The organism is Pseudomonas pseudonitroreducens, from assembly GCF_021603645.1.
Classification (GTDB): Bacteria; Pseudomonadota; Gammaproteobacteria; order Pseudomonadales; family Pseudomonadaceae; genus Pseudomonas; species Pseudomonas pseudonitroreducens.
Map to the genome: position 1 here is coordinate 380,891 of NZ_BQHJ01000006.1, position 17,733 is coordinate 398,623.

The 17,733-nt window shown below is 66.9% G+C and carries 15 protein-coding genes and 2 riboswitches; of the genes, 7 read left to right on the forward strand and 8 right to left on the reverse strand.

Annotation, left to right across the window (positions count from 1 at the left end):
- Positions 1 to 25 precede the first annotated feature (25 nt).
- From L6D89_RS17205 to L6D89_RS17215, 3 genes are all read left to right on the forward strand, one after another.
- Entirely contained in the window at positions 26 to 544 is a 519-nt protein-coding gene (locus tag L6D89_RS17205) for a DUF3299 domain-containing protein (protein WP_236200605.1), read from the forward strand.
- A gap of 137 nt (positions 545 to 681) precedes the next feature.
- Positions 682 to 1,386 (forward strand): OmpW family outer membrane protein, encoded by a 705-nt coding sequence (locus L6D89_RS17210; RefSeq protein WP_236172400.1) that lies wholly within the window; start codon positions 682 to 684, stop codon positions 1,384 to 1,386.
- Between the two features lie 57 nt (positions 1,387 to 1,443).
- A complete protein-coding gene (locus L6D89_RS17215) occupies positions 1,444 to 1,800 on the forward strand; it encodes a SirB2 family protein (RefSeq protein ID WP_236200606.1) in 357 nt (118 codons plus the stop codon).
- On the opposite strand, the gene L6D89_RS17220 is transcribed toward L6D89_RS17215, so the two are convergent.
- The 4 genes from L6D89_RS17220 to L6D89_RS17235 all read right to left on the reverse strand — a co-directional run bounded on the left by L6D89_RS17220 (position 1,781) and on the right by L6D89_RS17235 (position 5,971).
- On the reverse strand, positions 1,781 to 2,728 hold the full coding sequence (locus L6D89_RS17220; protein WP_236172398.1) for an NAD-dependent epimerase/dehydratase family protein: 948 nt from the start codon (positions 2,726 to 2,728) through the stop codon (positions 1,781 to 1,783). The two genes, L6D89_RS17215 and L6D89_RS17220, sit on opposite strands and share 20 nt — an antisense overlap.
- A complete protein-coding gene (locus tag L6D89_RS17225) occupies positions 2,721 to 3,605 on the reverse strand; it encodes a sugar nucleotide-binding protein (protein WP_236200607.1) in 885 nt (294 codons plus the stop codon). Before L6D89_RS17225 ends, L6D89_RS17220 begins: the two co-directional genes overlap by 8 nt.
- 141 nt (positions 3,606 to 3,746) lie before the next feature.
- Entirely contained in the window at positions 3,747 to 4,310 is a 564-nt protein-coding gene (locus L6D89_RS17230; protein ID WP_236200608.1) for a DUF934 domain-containing protein, read from the reverse strand.
- Positions 4,307 to 5,971 (reverse strand): nitrite/sulfite reductase, encoded by a 1,665-nt coding sequence (locus L6D89_RS17235; RefSeq protein ID WP_236200609.1) that lies wholly within the window; start codon positions 5,969 to 5,971, stop codon positions 4,307 to 4,309. Before L6D89_RS17235 ends, L6D89_RS17230 begins: the two co-directional genes overlap by 4 nt.
- 345 nt (positions 5,972 to 6,316) lie before the next feature.
- Between L6D89_RS17235 and ccoG the strand changes: the two genes are divergently transcribed.
- Both ccoG and mapR read left to right on the forward strand, forming a co-directional pair.
- Positions 6,317 to 7,726: a cytochrome c oxidase accessory protein CcoG gene (gene ccoG, locus L6D89_RS17240; RefSeq protein ID WP_236200610.1), complete on the forward strand. Its 1,410-nt coding sequence runs from the start codon at positions 6,317 to 6,319 to the stop codon at positions 7,724 to 7,726.
- An 86-nt stretch (positions 7,727 to 7,812) separates the two neighbouring features.
- On the forward strand, positions 7,813 to 9,228 hold the full coding sequence (gene mapR / locus L6D89_RS17245) for a GntR family transcriptional regulator MpaR (protein WP_236200642.1): 1,416 nt from the start codon (positions 7,813 to 7,815) through the stop codon (positions 9,226 to 9,228).
- Between the two features lie 549 nt (positions 9,229 to 9,777).
- On the opposite strand, the gene cobM is transcribed toward mapR, so the two are convergent.
- From cobM to L6D89_RS17265, 4 genes are all read right to left on the reverse strand, one after another.
- On the reverse strand, positions 9,778 to 10,524 hold the full coding sequence (gene cobM, locus L6D89_RS17250; RefSeq protein ID WP_236200611.1) for a precorrin-4 C(11)-methyltransferase: 747 nt from the start codon (positions 10,522 to 10,524) through the stop codon (positions 9,778 to 9,780).
- Positions 10,521 to 10,937: a cobalamin biosynthesis protein gene (locus L6D89_RS17255; RefSeq protein WP_236200612.1), complete on the reverse strand. Its 417-nt coding sequence runs from the start codon at positions 10,935 to 10,937 to the stop codon at positions 10,521 to 10,523. The genes cobM and L6D89_RS17255 overlap by 4 nt, the downstream gene beginning before the upstream one ends.
- Positions 10,938 to 11,007: 70 nt before the next feature.
- Positions 11,008 to 11,727, reverse strand: coding sequence for a CbtA family protein (locus L6D89_RS17260; RefSeq protein WP_236200613.1), 720 nt, complete (start codon positions 11,725 to 11,727; stop codon positions 11,008 to 11,010).
- A 158-nt stretch (positions 11,728 to 11,885) separates the two neighbouring features.
- Positions 11,886 to 12,071 (reverse strand): CbtB domain-containing protein, encoded by a 186-nt coding sequence (locus L6D89_RS17265; protein ID WP_024764032.1) that lies wholly within the window; start codon positions 12,069 to 12,071, stop codon positions 11,886 to 11,888.
- A gap of 106 nt (positions 12,072 to 12,177) precedes the next feature.
- Positions 12,178 to 12,389: riboswitch (cobalamin riboswitch) on the reverse strand.
- A gap of 60 nt (positions 12,390 to 12,449) precedes the next feature.
- Positions 12,450 to 12,644, forward strand: a riboswitch (cobalamin riboswitch).
- A gap of 96 nt (positions 12,645 to 12,740) precedes the next feature.
- Between L6D89_RS17265 and cobW the strand changes: the two genes are divergently transcribed.
- Both cobW and cobN read left to right on the forward strand, forming a co-directional pair.
- The gene (cobW, locus tag L6D89_RS17270; protein ID WP_236172389.1) at positions 12,741 to 13,793 is read left to right on the forward strand and encodes a cobalamin biosynthesis protein CobW; all 1,053 of its coding nucleotides are present in this window, start codon (positions 12,741 to 12,743) and stop codon (positions 13,791 to 13,793) included.
- 102 nt (positions 13,794 to 13,895) lie between these two features.
- Entirely contained in the window at positions 13,896 to 17,627 is a 3,732-nt protein-coding gene (gene cobN / locus L6D89_RS17275) for a cobaltochelatase subunit CobN (protein ID WP_236200614.1), read from the forward strand.
- Positions 17,628 to 17,733: the final 106 nt, after the last annotated feature.

The window sequence follows — 17,733 nt, forward strand, 5'->3', positions numbered from 1 at the left end:
AGCCAACACCGTACAAAGAAGTCCCATGCGCCGCCTGTTGTTCCTTCTGCTGCTCGCCACCAGCGCTACCGTCTGGGCGGCGCCGCGCGAGCTGACCTGGCCCGAGCTGATCCCCGAGGGCGCACCGCCGCCCCCGCCGCCGGTGCCGCTGCACGATATGTCCAAGCTCTCCGATGTACTCAATTCGGAGAGTGGCCCGGCGGTGAAGCAGCAGATATCCAACGCCCCGGTGGTGCAGCAGCTGGACGGCCAGGAAGTGAAGATGCCGGGCTACATCGTGCCGCTGGAAGTCGAGGAAGACGGCCAGACCGTCCGCGACTTCCTGCTGGTGCCCTATTACGGCGCCTGCATCCACGTACCAGCGCCACCGTCCAACCAGATCGTCTATGTTCGAGGCGGCAAGGGCGTAAAAGTCGATGAGCTTTACCAACCCTTCTGGATCATCGGCAAACTGAGCGTGAAGGCGGCGGAAAGCGACCTTGCCGAGGCCGGCTACCAGATGCAGGCCAGCAGTATCGAACCCTACGAGTACACCGGGCAGTAAGCGGACGCGGCACTTTGCCGCACCCCTCATTCCTACAAAGCTTGTGGGCTTTATTGAGCCAGGTCAAAAGTGCGCTTTTAGCGCTGTCTACTATTCTGGGCACCAACACTTATACCAAAGAGATATTGGAGCTCATCATGCGTAAGTCCTGGCTCACCGCCTCGCTTCTCTCCCTCGCCGTCGCAACGCCGATCGCAGCCCAGGCCGCCGACATCCGCGGCCACCAGGCTGGCGACTTCCTCGTCCGCGGCGGTATCGCCACCGTTGCGCCGGACGATAGCAGCAGCGATCTCAAGTTCGACGGCGCGAAAGCCCGTGGCACCAAGGCCACCGTCGACAGCGACACCCAGCTGGGCCTGACTTTCGCCTACCTGCTCACCGACAAGATCGGTATCGAACTGGTCGCGGCCACTCCGTTCAAGCACCAGGTCGACGTGAAGGGCCTGGGCGGCGGTCTCGATGGCAAGCTGGCCGATATCAAGCAGCTGCCGCCGACCGTGCTGCTGCAGTACTACCCAATGGGGGGTACCAACTCCGCCTTCCAGCCGTACGGCGGCCTGGGCGTGAACTACACCACCTTCTTCGACGAAGACCTCACCGGTGCCCGCAAGGACCAGGGCTTCAGCAACCTGAAGCTGCAGGACTCCTGGGGCCTCGCCGCCGAACTGGGCATGGACTACATGCTCAACGAGCACGCCTTCGTCAACGCCGCGGTCTGGTACATGGATATCGATACCAAAGCCAGCGTCGACGGTCCGTCCGCACTGGGCATCCAGAAAACCAAGGTCGATGTTGATGTCGACCCCTGGGTTTACATGGTTGGTTTCGGCTACCGTTTCTAACGGAGCAAACATGAAAAAGGCGCCCAAGGGCGCCTTTTTCACTTTCTGGGAACCGCTATGTACCTCGAACTCAAAGCACTGCACGTCAGCCTGGCGATCATCAGCACCCTGCTCTTCCTCCTGCGCCTGGGCCTGAGCTGGTGGGGCAAGCGTCCCGCTGGCTGGCAGCGCGGGCTGCCTCATCTGATCGATACACTGCTGTTGCTGAGCGCCCTGGGCCTGGTGCACCTGGCGATGCCCTGGCCGCTGCCTGTGTGGCTGCAGGTGAAGCTCGGCCTGCTGGTGCTCTACATCGTGCTGGCGGCCTTTGCCCTGCGCTCCGTCTCGAAGCCGAGCAAGGCCGTACTCAGCGTGCTGGCGCTGTCCTCGCTGGCCAGCATCTTCGTGCTGGCGATCAACAAACCCTGGTGGTGATCAACTGGGCCAGACCCTCGGCCAGCGGCGTTGGCGCGTCGAGGTGGTAGCGCTGCAGCAGGCGGCGGTTGTCGGCGCGGGAATGGCGAATATCGCCATGGCGCGCCGGCTGGTAGGTGATCTGCGGCAGCCCGCCGGTGAGCTTGCCAATCTCGGCCAGCAACTGGTTCAGGCTGGTCGACTGGTCGAGGCCGACGTTGATCGCCGACTCGGCCACTTCCTCCGCCAGCAGTGCCTTCACCAGCAGCTTCACCAGGTCGCCGACATAGATGAAATCACGGGTCTGCTCGCCGTCGCCGAATACGCTGATCGGCAGGCCCTGCTCGGCACGCCGGGCGAAGATGCTGATCACCCCGGAATACGGCGAGGACGGGTCCTGGCGCGGGCCATAGACGTTGAAGAAGCGGAAGATCGCCGGTTCCAGCCCATGCTCGCGGCGGTAGAAGTCCAGGTAGTACTCGCTGGCCAACTTATCCGAGGCGTAGGGCGTCAGCGGAGCCTTGACCACGTCTTCGTCGATGGCAGTGCCTTCGCCATTCTGCCCGTAGACCGCTGCGCTGGAGGCGAACAGTACGCGGTGGATACCTTCCTGGCGCATGGCCTCGCAGAGATTCAGGGTACCGATGAAGTTCGCCCGGTGGGTGCCCACCGGGTCTTCCACCGAGGCCTGCACCGAGGCAATGGCCGCCAGGTGCACGACGCCCTGGCAACCGCTCACTGCGCCACGCAGCGCCGCCTCATCGGCGACGTTGCCGACGATCAGCTCGACGCGGCTGTCGAGATTCTCGCGCTTGCCAGTGGACAGGTCGTCCAGCACGCGCACGGAGAAACCCAGTGCCAGCAGCGCGTCCGCCAGATGGGAACCGATGAACCCCGCGCCGCCGGTGATCAGGATGGGCTGCGCAGAGGGAGATAGGCGATCAGACATGGCGGTAATAGCGATCCAGCAGGGCGGGCAGGCCGGCGCGCCAGGCGCGCGGCTTGATACCGAAGGTATGGAGGATTTTCTTGCAGGCAAGCACCGCATGCTGCGGTTCATCGCCGGCGTCCGGGCGCGCGGCATGGGCCTGCGGGCTCGGTTCCTGGACGGCCAGGGTATGGAAGGCGCGAGCCTCGCCGAGCACCACCTGGCCCAGGGACAGAGTCGTGGTGGCCTCCAGGCCACCGTAGTGATAGGTGCCCCACAGCGGCGCCTGGCAGTCGAGCTGCTTGAGCACGGAGAGGATCACCCGTGCGGCATCATCGACCGGGGTCGGATTGCCACGCCGGTCGTCGGCGAGGAACAGCACCTGCTCCTTCTCGGCGCGCTCGAGGAAGCGCCCGAGCACACCATCGGCGCTGTCGTCGAGCAGCCAGCCAAAGCGCAGCAGCACATGGCGCGGGCAGGTCGCCCGCACCCACTGCTCCATGCGCCATAGCGCCTGGCCACGCGGGCCCAGCGGCAGCGGCTCGTCCTTCTCGCTGTAGGCAGTGGCACGGGCACCGTCGAACACGCGATAGCTCGACGGCTGGATCAGCAGGATCTCGTGGTGCTGGCAGAGTTCGGACAGACGCTCCACCGCGCGCTCCTGGCTGGCCAGCCTGGCGGCATCGACGGCCTCGGCCTGGAACCAGTCGAAGTAATAGGCGAGGTTGATCACCGCGTCGGGACGGGTCTCGTCCAGCAGGACGGTAAGACTGGCGGCGTCCCAGCCCTGGTCGGGCGGTCGGGGTGCGAGGAAGCCGATATCTTCCTCGGCGCCCAGGCGGATCAGCGCCTGTCCAAGGGCATTACCGCCACCCAACAGCATCAGGCGCATGCGCATATTCTGGGGGTCACTCGAATACGTGGGTTACCAGCGGCGCACAGCGGCTCCGTGGATGATGCCCGCATTTTTCCTGCCCCCCGGCACACCGTCAAGCTTGGCCGACCCGCTGCAGCCTTGGCCGCGCGCGATTGTCGAGTCCTAGGAGCGACGCCGGAACAGCGGGCGCGGCTCAATCACCGAGCGGCCGTAGAGCACACTCAGCCCCGCCAGGCCCTTCAGGGCGTCCTCCACGGACTTGTCCTCGCGCACGGCGAAGGCGTCGAAACCGCACTGGCGCAGATGCGCCAGTTGGTCACGCAGCACGTCACCCACCGCACGCAGCTCCCCGCGCCAGCCCAGGCGGCTGCGCAGCAGATAGGCCAGGCTGTAGCCGCGACCATCGCGGAAGCTGGGGAAGTCGATGGCGATCAGTGGGATCTCATCCAGCCATTGGGCAAGCTGTTGCGGATCGTCATCCGGCCCGAGCAATACGCCATGCCATTGTAGGAGCGAGCTTGCTCGCGAACCTCCCAGCTCAGACCCCACCGGCCAATCCTGTTCGCGAGCAAGCTCGCTCCTACAGGTGCCCCGGTCCAGCCAGGCCTTGAGCGGCAGGATCAGGTTGCCGTCGGGCAATTCCTCCGGCACTTCGCGCAGCAAGGTCCAGGAATCATCCGGCGCCAGCTCGGCGACACCATCACGCAGGCGAATCAGGTTCTTCATGCCGGCACCTCCGCCTGGCGGTAGACCCGTGCCTTGAACGGCTCCAGGCCGATACGTTCGACCGTTTCGACGAAGCGCTCACCGGCGCCGCGCTGCTCGACATAGGTCTGCACCAGCGCCTCGATCACACCGGGCACCTCCGCCGCGCTGAATGACGGGCCGATCACCTTGCCCAGCGCGCTCTTCACGCCCTGGGCGCCGCCCAGGGTGATCTGGTACCACTCGCTACCGTTCTTGTCGACGCCAAGAATGCCGATGTTGCCGATGTGGTGGTGGCCGCAGGCGTTCATGCAGCCGGAGATGTTCAGGCTCAGATCGCCCAGGTCGTGCAGGTAGTCGAGGTCCTCGAAGCGCTGCTGGATGCCCTGGGCAATGGGGATCGACTTGGCATTGGCCAGCGCACAGAAGTCACCGCCCGGGCAGGCGATGATGTCGGTGAGCAGGCCCTGGTTCGGCGTGCCCAGTCCTGCGCTACAGGCTTCCTGCCAGAGCACATGGAGATCGGCCTTGCGCACGTCCGGCAGCACCAGGTTCTGCTCATGGGCGACGCGGATTTCGCCAAAGCCGAAGCGCTCGGCCCAGTCGGCCACTCGCTCCATCTGCTCGGCCGTCGCATCCCCCGGCGGTGCCTCGGCGCCCGGCTTGGTGGACAGCACCACGCTGGCATACCCCGGCACGCGGTGCGGGCGCACGTTGCGCGAGACCCAGCGGGCGAACGCTGCATCGGCAGCCAGCGCACTGCCGTAGGCAAGATCATCGGCGGCAGCGTAGACCGGCGGTTCGAAGGCGGCAGCCACTCGCTGGTACTCGTCGAGCGTCAGTTGCGCCTCGCCATCGCGCAGGTGTTGCCACTCCTCTTCCACCTCGCGGGAGAACGCCTCGATGCCCAGCGCCTTCACCAGGATCTTGATCCGCGCCTTGTACTTGTTGTCGCGCCGGCCGTAGCGGTTGTACACCCGCAGGATGGCCTCGAGATAGGACAGCAGGTGCCACCAGGGCAGGTCGTCGCGGATCACCTGGCCGAGCATCGGCGTGCGCCCCAGCCCGCCGCCCACCAGCACCTTCAGGCGCAGTTCGCCGTCCTCGGCGCGGCGCAGGTAGAGGCCGATGTCGTGCATCATCACCGCCGCGCGGTCTTCCTCGGCGGCACAGAGGGCGATCTTGAACTTGCGCGGCAGGAACAGGAATTCGGGGTTCACCGTCGACCACTGGCGAAGAATTTCCGCCAGCGGGCGCGGGTCGAGGAACTCGTCGGCGGCAACCCCGGCGAAGGCCTCGGTGGTGATATTGCGCACGCAGTTGCCGGAAGTCTGGATGGCGTGCATTTCCACATCGGCGAGACGTTCGAGAATGTCCGGCACACGCGCAAGCTCCACCCAGTTGAACTGGATGTTCTGCCGCGTGGTGAAGTGGCCGTAGCCACGGTCGTGCTCACGGGCGATCCACGCCAGGGTGCGCATCTGCTCGCTGGACAAGGTGCCGTAGGGAATCGCCACCCGCAGCATGTAGGCGTGCTTCTGCAGGTACAGACCGTTCTGCAGGCGCAGCGGGAGAAATTCCTCTTCGCTCAGCTCATCGCCCAGGCGCCGCTGCACCTGATCGCGGAACTGCGCCACCCGTTCGCGCACCAGGGCGCGGTCGTAATCATCGTATCGGTACATCGCCAGGCCACCTTCGGATCATTGCGTGGCAGCCTGCTTCTGTCGTCGGGCGCGCCACGTTGCGGTTGACCGAACTATGGCCGGGGCCTGTTGTGCAAAACAGCGGCAGATAACACGGGAAAAACCGGATCAGATCAGCCAACCCCCTGCTCCTGCGGGCCTGCGACCGGTTGCCGCAAGAGGCCCGATCAGCCGGCCCATCGCGCAGCGCGCCAGGCCTGTGGCGCCGCGGCACGGAGCGTTTTTCGGCATCTGATATGGTTTTTTCCAGCGAACCTGAATCTGTTTCGAGTGCAAGACGATTCGTACAGTCGCGGCGCCTCTTCTGCCTGATGGGCCACGATAATGAGCGAAAGAATCCCCGCGAAGGTCATCCAGATCGACGCACCGCAACGCTTCACCCCGCCGCCGAAACCGCTGTCGGCGGTCACTCCGACCGTTTACACCAAACGTTTCGCGGGGCGTTTCCGCGACCTCCGCCGGCTTGGCGGTGCGCTGCTCTTCCTGCTGTTCTTCGGCACCCTGTGGCTGCAGTGGAACGGCCGCCAGGCGGTGCTCTGGGACCTGCCCGAGCGCAAGTTCTACATCTTCGGCGCGACCTTCTGGCCGCAGGACTTCATCCTGCTCTCGGCGATCCTGATCATCGCCGCCTTCGGCCTGTTCTTCATCACGGTGTTCGCCGGCCGCGTGTGGTGCGGCTACACCTGCCCGCAGAGCGTGTGGACCTGGATCTTCATGTGGGCCGAGCAGGTCACCGAGGGCGACCGCAACCAGCGCATGAAACTGGACAAGGGCCCCGCCAGCGCCGAGAAAGTCCTGCGCAAGAGTGCCAAGCACGGCCTCTGGCTGCTGATCAGCCTGGCCACGGCGGTCACCTTCATCGGCTACTTCACCCCGGTACGCCCGCTGGTGATGGACCTGCTGACCTTCAGGCTCGACCTGGAAAGCACCTTCTGGGTCGCCTTCTTCGCCGCTGCCACCTACGCCAACGCCGGCTGGCTGCGCGAGCAGGTGTGCATCCACATGTGCCCGTACTCGCGCTTCCAGAGCGTGATGTTCGACAAGGACACCCTGATCATTTCCTACGACGCGGCGCGCGGTGAATCCCGTGGCGCGCGCAAGAAGGACGCCGATCCCAAGGCCCAGGGGCTGGGCGACTGCATCGACTGTTTCCAGTGCGTGCAGGTCTGCCCCACCGGCATCGACATCCGCGACGGCCTGCAGATAGCCTGCATCGGCTGCGCCGCGTGCATCGACGCCTGCGACTCGGTGATGGACAAGATGGGCTACGACCGCGGCCTGGTGCGCTACACCTCCGAAAGCGCGCTGGAGGGCGGCAAGACCCACCTGCTGCGCCCGCGCCTGATCGGCTATGCGGCCGTGCTGCTGGTGATGATCGGCGCCTTTGTCTGGGCACTGGAGGCGCGGCCGCTGATCAACCTCGATGTCGCCCGCGACCGTGGCCTGTTCCGCGAGAACGCTGCCGGCGAGATCGAGAACATCTACAACCTCAAGCTGATCAACAAGACCCAGCAGCCGCAGCATTACCAGCTGAGCCTCGCCGACGGCGCCGGCTACCGCCTGCAGGGCGTGCCGGAGCTGATGCTGCAGCCGGGCGAGATCCGCGATTTCGCGGTATCGGTGGCCAGCGAAGCGCAGCGCAGTGCCGGTGGTTCGCTGCCGCTGCACTTCAGGGTCAGCGACGGCAACGAGGCCATCGACGCTGCCAGCACCTTCGTCTCGCCGAGGCGCTGAACATGGCACGGGAGCTTGGCGTGACCTCGGCGCAGCGCCTAGAGTGGGCGGACTCTTCCGCCCCCCAGGCCGCCCCGCAGGACAAGATGAAGCGCTACGAGAAATTCGCCGACGAGATCGCCGGCCTGATCCGCAGCGGCGTACTCGCCCCCGGCCAGAAAGTCCCCTCGGTGCGACACGCCAGCCGCACCTATGGGGTCAGCGCTTCGACGGTGTTCCAGGCCTATTACCTCTTGGAAGACCGCGGCCTGATCGTCGCCCGCGCGCGCTCGGGTTACTTCGTCCGCGAGCACGTGCAGCGCGCCCTGGCCGAGCCGGAGATCGCCCGCCACGACGCGCAGACCACCGAGGTGGACGTCAGCGAACTGGTGTTCTCGGTGCTCAGCTCGATCAAGGACCCGGACACCGTGCCCTTCGGCTCGGCCTTCCCGGCACCGGAGCTGTTCCCCCTGCCGCGCCTGGCGCGCTCCATGGCCCATGCCGTGCGCGACATGGACCCGCGTTCGGTGGTCGCCGACCTCGCCCCCGGCAGCCATGCGCTGCGCCGACAGATCGCCCTGCGCTACATGGTCGGCGGCATGCCCCTGCCGGTGGAGGAACTGGTGGTCACCAATGGCGCGCTGGAAGCGCTCAACCTGTGCCTGCAGGTGGTGACCCAACCCGGCGACCTCGTGGCCATAGAAGCACCGGCCTTCTACGCCAGCCTGCAGGTGCTGGAACGCCTGAAACTGAAGGCGGTGGAAATCCCCGTGCACCCGCGCGAAGGCATCGACCTGGATGTGCTCGCCGACAGCCTGGCGCGCCTGCCGATCAAGGCCTGCTGGTTCATGAGCAACTTCCAGAACCCGCTGGGCGCGAGCATGGCCGAGGACAAGAAGCGCGCCCTCGCCGCGTTGCTGGCCCAGCACCAGGTGCCACTGATCGAGGACGACGTCTACGCCGAACTGTACTTCGCCGCCCAGGCGCCCAAGCCGGTGAAGGCCTTCGACAGTGAAGGGCTGGTGATGCACTGCAGCTCCTTCTCCAAGAGCCTGGCGCCGGGCTATCGGGTCGGCTGGGTCGCCGGCGGGCGCTACGCCGAGCAGATCGAGCGGCTCAAGCTGATGACCAGCCTGTCAGCCTCGGTGCCGGCCCAGGCCGCCATCGCCGACTACCTGCAGCACGGCGGCTACGACCGCCACCTGCGCAAGCTGCGCCACGCGCTGGAAAGCCAGCAGCACGCGATGCTCGCCGCCGTGGCCCGGCACTTCCCCGCGGCAACCCGCGTCACCCGGCCCAGCGGCGGCTACTTCCTGTGGCTGGAGCTGCCCGAGCAGATCGACGCGCTCAAGCTGTTCCAGCTCGCCCATGCCCAGGGCATCAGCCTGGCGCCGGGGCCGATATTCTCCGCCACACGGCGCTTCGGCCACTGCCTGCGGCTGAACTACGGGCATCCGTGGACGGCCAGCAGCGAACAGGCGATGGAGACCCTCGGGCGGATCATTCACTCGCTGCAGGGTTGAAGGCCTCGGCTTTCTGACTGATCCGCACATTCGGAAACGATCTGTACCTGTGCGGCGCTTTGTCGCAGGCATTACCCTGACAGGCAGGAAACCCGGACGAGGGACGCTGCCATGGATGCCGAAGGCCTGATGATCCTGCTCACGGTGTGCGCCGCACTCGGCGTGCACCTGTGGGTGCGCTGGTACCTGCGGCGCGGCATGGCGCCGCGCGGGGAGGCTTGGCTGGCCTGAGCAAGGAGCCCAACCCTGCGTGGGAGCGGGCTCCGTCCGCGATGGGTTGCCCGAGCTGCCTGATATACCGAGGCGGCGTTGAGTCGATCGCGGACGGAGTCCGCTCCTACCCGACAGTCCTGTACTCGGATCAGCCCTCACCCTAACCCTCTCCCAAGGGGAGAGGGGATTGTTCGGTACAGGAAACCTTGTCGTTCGCCGGCACGGGAGGCTCCCTCTCCCCCTGGGAGAGGGCTGGGGTGAGGGGAAGGCGCTGGCACGGACTTACCTGAAAAAGACAGTTGCTCCCTACGCTTGCAGTGGCATCACAAAGCAGGCTTACGGGCGATACAGGTGCGCATGCCCCGCGCTGTACAGCGAAGAGTCGGCAAAGCCCTCCGCCCCCAGCACCTTGCCCACCAGGATCAGCGACGTACGTCGGAAACCCTTGGCTTCGGCCTTGGGCAGGATGTCGCCGAGGGTGCCAGTAACCTGGTCCTGGTCCGGCCAACTGGCGCGGTGGATCACTGCGATGGGGCAGTCGGCGCCATAGTGCGGCAGCAGTTCGGCGACGATGTTCGGCAGTTGGCCGACGCCCAGATGAATGGCCAGGGTTGCGCGGTGCTGCGCCAGTTCGGCGAGGGATTCGCCGTTAGGCATGCGCGTCTTGCTGGCGTAACGAGTGAGGATCAGCGTCTGCGAGATATCCGGCAGGGTCAGCTCACAACCCAGGATCGCCGCGCAGGCGGACGTAGCGGTGACGCCGGGAACGATCTCGTAGGGAATGCCCAACTCGCGCAGGTGACGAATCTGCTCGCCGATGGCGCCGTACAGCGAGGGATCACCGGAGTGCACCCGTGCCACGTCCTTGCCCTCGGCATGGGCCTGCGCCAGCAGCGCGACGATCTCCTCCAGGTTCAGCTCGGCGGTATTCACCACGCGCTCAGCGCGATGCCCTTCCAGCACCGCCGACGGCACCAGCGAGCCAGCGTAGAGGATCACCGGGCAGGAACGGACCAGCCGCTGGCCCTTGACCGTAATGAGCTCGGGGTCGCCGGGGCCGGCGCCGATGAAGAAGACCGTCATGGCTGCTCCTGTGCGAATTCGATGGGGATGAAGGCCAGCGCGCAGGTGGCCTGATCGCTGCGGCGTTTGCCCACCAGCAGGCGCGCCGGCGCACCGGCCTGGGCTTCGGCCTGCAGCAGTGCCGCGGCTTCGGCCACACTGGCAGCGCCGATGGCCGTGCGGACCGTTTCGGATGTACGGTCCAGGCGCGATTCGCACGCGGCCAGTTGCTGCGGCGTGAACAGCGCCAGCGGCAGGTCGAGGGCGGCGGCCAGTGCCGTCAGGCCCTCTTCGTCCGCCTTCAAGGTGGCACTGGCCAGCGCGGTAAGGTCCGACTCATCGAGCCCGGCTTCCACCAGCGTATCGCGCAGCAGCTCGCGCAGTTCATCGAGCGAGCAGCCGCGACGGCAACCCAGGCCGGCAACCAGCGTCATTGTCTATCTCCACAAAACAAAACCCCGCAGGCGGCGGTGCCGGCTGCGGGGGTCGAACATAACGCGCGGATCAGGCCGACGGCGCGAAGCGACGGAACAGCCAGGCGGCAACCAGGCCCAGGGCCGCCCAGAACACCGCGTTGGTGATCAGCGAGGCGACGATGAACTCATGGGCGACGCTTTCCGGCGCGAGGCTGGAATGCACTTCCGGCTGCGGTGCGCCGATTACATGCGGCACCACCAGCAGGGCGATACCGATGCCACGCAGCGCCCAGTTGCGGCCGAACACCAGCAGCGCAAGGCCGCCAGCGGTGGCAGCGGCGGTGCCGATCCACCAGGTCTGGCGCAGGGTCAGGTCGGCGGCGGCGGTGCCGGGCACCTCCGGCGGCAAGCCGAGAGACGGTGCCAGGGTGAACACGGCGAAACCGGCCAGGCCCCAGAGCAGGCCTTCGGAGGTCTTGCCTGGCGCACGCAGGGTGAACAGGCCAGCCAGCATCAGGGCGAAGCCCACCGCGACCACCAGGTTGCCGCCAGTGGTGGAGAGGATGCGCTGCCAACCGTCTTCCGGCTCCCAGGCTTCCGCGTCGTGCTCGTGGGCGGCCACTGCGCCAGCGGCGTGGTCGTGGGCGTGCTCGTGGTGTTCCTCGACCAGCGCGGCGGCCGGCTCGGCCTTCTCGTAGGTTTCCGCCTTGAGGATCAGCGGGGACACCCACAGCAGCTGAACCACAGTCAGCACCAGCGCCGCGATCAGACCGGCGAACCCGGCGGTCTGGGCGATACGTTTGATCATTTTTTCCTTTCCTTTCCGAACTCTCGAATCGAGCGGGCTAGCGCCAGGCAAGGCGGAGGATCGGCGGGGACGCGGAGCTGACTGAAGTCAATGAGCAGTCCACGGCGATACTCCAACGCAGCCTGGCCGACGCGCAGTCGATTGGGCTCAGAACAGCATTAGTGGCAGGGGAAACCGGCGCTGTGGCGGGTATCGTGCGCGGCGTTGTGCACCGCATCGATGTGCGAGAAGCCGGCGAAATACACCAGCAGCGCACCGAGCAGGCTGGCGCCAACGGCCAGGCTGATGCGCTTGGAAAGGGGGATGGAAGTGCTCGACGCGTGCGTCAGGGTGCTGCTGGACATGAACGTTCCCTCTGGAAATCAAAGTAAGAGAACGCAGAGGTTGAACGCATTCGAACGCGCCGGAACGGTCGCGCCACGGCCTGCGCCCGCCCACCGCGGGTTTGCCAAAAACGAAGAATTCCAGGCCGGTCTCCGGGCTTGCGATGTCGGCCAGTGGCCAAGCGGGTCAACCTTCCCATGCCGGAGCACAGTGGCTACTGATGACCCTACGATCGCTTACCGTTGCGGGGGCAGCGCCGGACTGGTCCTTGCGGACGCACCGGCTTCCCGTTTCACCTCGCGCGCGTGGCGCGAGACACCTGAAACCGCGCTAGCTGACCACGAAGCCCTGCAAGCGTCAACCGATCCCCGGCGATTGACCGCCCCGCCGTCGCTGCGTAGCCTTCCCTGCTTCGAGGTTCTCCGGCGCTGGCCGGAGCTAAGAGGGAACGTGGAAATCTTCGGATGTGCCACGGCTGCCCCCGCAACTGTGAACAGCCTGTTCTTTCACAAGCCACTGCCGGCCACGGCGGGAAGGCGAAAGAACTCAAGAGGGCTGTGAGCCAGGAGACCTGCCTCGACCAGTATCACGACAACCGGGCGGGGTGATCCGGTGGCGACCTTCGTTGCGCGGCGAACCCGCGCGCGCGCCCTTCATCCGCCCTCCAACTCTCTGCTTGCGAGGCGCGCATGAAGACCCTGGCCAAACTCCCCGTCACCATCGTCACCGGCTTCCTCGGCGCCGGGAAGACCACCCTGCTCCGCCACATGCTGGATAACGCCGAAGGCCGCCGCATCGCGGTGATCGTCAACGAATTCGGCGAGCTGGGCATCGACGGCGAAATCCTCAAGCAGTGCTCCATCGGTTGCAGCGAAGAAGAAGCGGTCGGCCGCGTCTTCGAGCTGGCCAACGGCTGCCTGTGCTGCACCGTGCAGGAAGAATTCTTCCCGGTGATGCGCGAACTGGTGGCACGCCGTGGCGACCTCGACCAGATCCTCATCGAGACCTCCGGCCTGGCCCTGCCCAAGCCGCTGGTGCAGGCCTTCCAGTGGCCGGAAATCCGCAACGCCTGCACCGTTGACGCGGTGATCACCGTGGTCGACAGCCCGGCCGTGGCCGCCGGCACCTTCGCCGCCCATCCCGAACAGGTGGACGAGCAGCGCAAGCAGGACCCGAACCTGGACCACGAATCGCCGCTGCACGAACTCTTCGAAGACCAGCTCGCCAGCGCTGACCTGGTGGTGCTGAACAAGGCCGACCTGCTCGACGCCGACGCGCTCGCCCGGGTCCGCGCCGAAGTCGCCGAGGAACTGCCGCCGGCGGTGAAGATCGTCGAAGCCAATTCCGGCCAGCTGCCGCTCTCCGTGCTGCTGGGGCTGAACGCCGAGGCCGAGCTGCACATCGACAGCCGCCCGACGCACCACGACCACGAGGGTCATGAAGATCACGACCACGACGAGTTCGACTCCTTCCACGTCGACCTGCCGGAAGTGGAAGAGCGCGCCCTGCTCGACGCACTGAACGCACTGGTCGAGCGCCACGCTGTGTTGCGTATCAAGGGCTTCGTCGCCATCCCCGGCAAGCCCATGCGCCTGCTGGTGCAGGGCGTCGGCAAGCGCTTCGACAAGCACTTCGACCGCGCCTGGCGCAGCGATGAAACCCGCAGCACCCGCCTGGTGGTGATCGGCCAGGAACTGGACCAGGCCGCCATCACCAACGAACTGCGTACCGCCCTGGCATAACACTGTTTTTGTAGGAGCGAGCTTGCTCGCGAACCAACCCCGCAGCGGGGCAATGTTCGCGAGCAAGCTCGCTCCTACGAAGAGCCACCATCGAGCAAGCCCATGCACCTGCTGCGCACCCAACCCGGCGGCTTCGTTCCTGACGACGGCATCGCCGACCTGGCCCAGACGCCTGCCGACCTGGTGATTCTCTGCAGCGGCGATTCGCACCTGGCGCTGCTCGCCGAGGCCGCCCGCGAGCTGCCGGAGGACTACCCGAGCCTGCGCCTGGCCAACCCCATGCAGCTGCAGAACCACGCCTCGGTGGACCTCTACGTCGACCAGGTGCTGCAGCACGCGAAAGTCATCCTGATCTCGGTGCATGGCGGCGTCGGCTACTGGCGCTACGGCATGGAGCAACTCGCGGCACTGACCGAACGCGGCATCGCGCTGATCGCCGTACCCGGCGACGACAAGCCCGACCCCGAACTGGCCGCGCTGTGCAATGTGCCCACGCAGGACGCCGAGCGCCTCTGGCAGTACCTGCGCCAGGGCGGCATGGACAACGCCCGGCAATTTTTCGCCTGCCTCGCCACGCGCCACCTGCAACGCGACTATCCGTGGAGCGAGCCGCAGACGCTGCCCCGCGTCGCGCTCTATCACCCGCAGACCGGCAGCTGCGACCTCGCCCGCTGGCAGGCCGACTGGCACCCGGAGTGCCCAGTGGCCGCGTTGCTGTTCTATCGCACGCACCTGCAGGCGGCGAACACCGGCTTCATCGATACCTTCTGCGAGCGCCTGCAGGCCCAGGGCATCAATCCGCTCCCTATCGCCGTGGCCAGCCTCAAGGAATCCGCTTGCCTGGAGACGGTGGAAAACCTGCTCGATAGCGCCGACGCCGAGCTGATCATCAACACCACCGGCTTCGCCCAATCGAACCCGGAATCGCCGCAGGAGCGCCCCTTCCGCCGCGACGTGCCGGTGCTGCAAGCCATCTGCTCGCTGGACAACCTCGAGCTCTGGCGCGCCAATCCGCAGGGCCTCGACCCGCGCGACCTGGCCATGCACATCGCGCTGCCGGAGCTGGATGGCCGCCTCATCACCCGGCCGATCAGCTTCAAGGGCCTGGCCTGGCGCAGCGAGCGCAGCCAGAGCGACGTGGTCTGCTACCTGGCGCACCGGCCGGGCATGGATTTCGTCGCCGAACTGGCGCGGCGCTGGATGCTGCTGGCGCGCAAGGCCAACGCCGACAAGCGCGTGGCGCTGATCCTGGCGAACTACCCGACCCGCGACGGGCGCATCGGCAATGGCGTCGGCCTCGATACGCCGGCCGCCGCATTGAACATCCTGCGTGCGCTGGAGGCCCAGGGTTATCCGGTGGCCGGCCTGCCCGACTCCGGCACCGCGCTGATCCAGCAACTGCTCGGCGGCGTCAGCAACGACCTCGACAGCCTCGACCTGCGGCCCTGCGCGCAGAGCCTCGCGCTGGACGACTACCTCGCCTGCTTCGCCCGCCTGCCCGAAGCCAACCAGCAAGCCGTGCGCGAGCGCTGGGGCGAACCGCAGCAGGACCCGATGTTCCGCAGCGGGCGGATGATGGTTGCCGGCCTGCGCTTCGGCCTCGGCTTCGTCGGCATCCAGCCGGCGCGTGGCTACCAGCTGGACGCGGCGGCGATCTACCACGATCCGTCGCTGGTGCCGCCCCACGGCTACCTCGCCTTCTACTTCTGGCTGCGCGAAGTGTTCGGCGCCGACGCAGTGATCCACGTCGGCAAGCATGGCAACCTGGAATGGCTGCCGGGCAAGGGCGTCGGGCTCTCCGAGGAGTGCTGGCCGGATGCGATCCTCGGCCCGCTGCCGAACCTCTACCCGTTCATCGTCAACGACCCCGGCGAAGGCGCACAGGCCAAGCGCCGCGCCCAGGCGGTGATCATCGACCACCTGATGCCGCCGCTGACCCGTGCGGAAAACTACGGCCCGCTGCGCGACCTCGAGCGCCTGGCCGACGAGTACTACGACGCCTCCCTGCTTGACCCGCGCCGCGCCAGCGAACTGCGTGGCGACATCCTCACGCTGGTGCGCGATACCGCGCTGGACCGCGAGCTGGGCTTGCAGTTGAGCGACGACCCGGAAAGCTGGCTGCCGCAGCTGGACGCCTACCTCTGCGACCTCAAGGAATCACAGATTCGCGATGGCCTACATGTGTTCGGCGAATCACCGGTGGGCGAGTTGCGCCGCGACACACTGCTGTCGCTGGTGCGCATTCCACGCGGCGACGGACGCGGCGGCAACGCCAGCCTGCTGCGGGCGCTGAGCGAAGACCTGAAGCTGGGCCGCGACCCGCTGGACGAAGCTTTCGCCGAGCCGTGGGAAGGTCCGCGCCCTGATGTGCTGAGCGCCGTCAGCGACGAACCCTGGCGCAGCAACGGCGACACCCGCGAGCGCCTGGAGCTATTCGCCCTGCGCCTGATCGAAGGCTCGGCCAGCGCTCCCGGAGACGCCAGCGCGGCGGTCCTCGCGCAACTGCACCAGCAGATCGCGCCCACCCTCGACGCCTGCGGCGCCAGCGAGATCGGCCACCTGCTCGCCGGCCTCGCCGGCCGCTTCGTCCCGCCCGGCCCCAGCGGCGCGCCCAGTCGCGGGCGGGTCGACGTGCTGCCCACCGGGCGCAACTTCTTCACCGTCGACGTGCGCAACCTGCCCACGCCCACCGCCTTCCGCCTCGGCTTCCAATCCGCCAGCCGCCTGCTCGAACGCCACCTGCAGGACCACGGCGACCACCTGCGCCAGCTCGGCCTGTCGGTGTGGGGCACGGCGACCATGCGCACCGGCGGCGACGATATCGCCCAGGCACTCGCGCTGCTCGGCGTGCGCCCGGTGTGGCAGGCCGGCAGCCAGCGCGTGGAGGATTTCGAGATCCTGCCGATCAGCCTGCTCGACCGCCCGCGGGTGGACGTGACGCTGCGGGTGTCCGGCTTCTTCCGCGATGCCTTCGCCAACCTGATCCGCCTGTTCGACGCCGCCGTGCAGGCGGTCGCCGCGCTGGACGAACCGGACGATCTGAACCCGCTGGCCGCCCGGGTGCGCGCCGATCAGGCACGCCTGCTGAGCGAAGGTCTGGAAAGCGCCGAAGCCCGCCGCCAGGCAGGCTGGCGCATCTTCGGTGCACAACCCGGCGCATATGGCGCAGGCGTGCAGGGCGTGATCGAGTCGCGCCAGTGGGACAGCCGCGCCGACCTGGCCGAGGCCTACCTGAACTGGGGCGGCTACGCCTACGGTGCCGGCGATGACGGCACCCCGGCGCGCGAGCGCTTCGCCCAGCGCCTGTCCGGCCTGCAGGCGGTGCTGCACAACCAGGACAACCGCGAGCACGACATCCTCGATTCCAACGACTACTACCAGTTCCAGGGCGGCATGCTCGCCGCCGCCGAGGTCATCCAGGGGCAATCACTTTCCAGCTACCACGGCGATCATAGCCAGCCGGACAACCCGCGCATCCGCACCCTGAAGGAAGAATTGGGCCGCGTGGTGCGCGCGCGCGCGGTGAACCCGAAATGGATCGCCGGCATGAAGCGCCACGGCTACAAGGGCGCCTTCGAACTGGCAGCGACGGTGGACTACCTGTTCGCCTTCGACGCCACCAGCGAACTGGTCGACGACCACCAGTACTGCCTGCTGGCCGACGCCTACCTGCTGGACGACGACACCCGCGAGTTCATCCGCCAGCACAACCCCGAAGCCCTGCGCGATATCGCCGAGCGCCTGGTGGAAGCGCAGCAGCGCAGGTTGTGGGAAGAGCCGGGGGAATACCGCGAGACGCTGGAGAATCTGCTGGTGGATAGCGAGGAGCGGTGAGGGCGCGCGCCATCGAAGAAACCTGCGTTTCCGCGCGAATGCATCCCCTCACCCCAGCCCTCTCCCGGAGGGAGAGGGAGCAGATCGTGCCAGCTGACGCCATCGT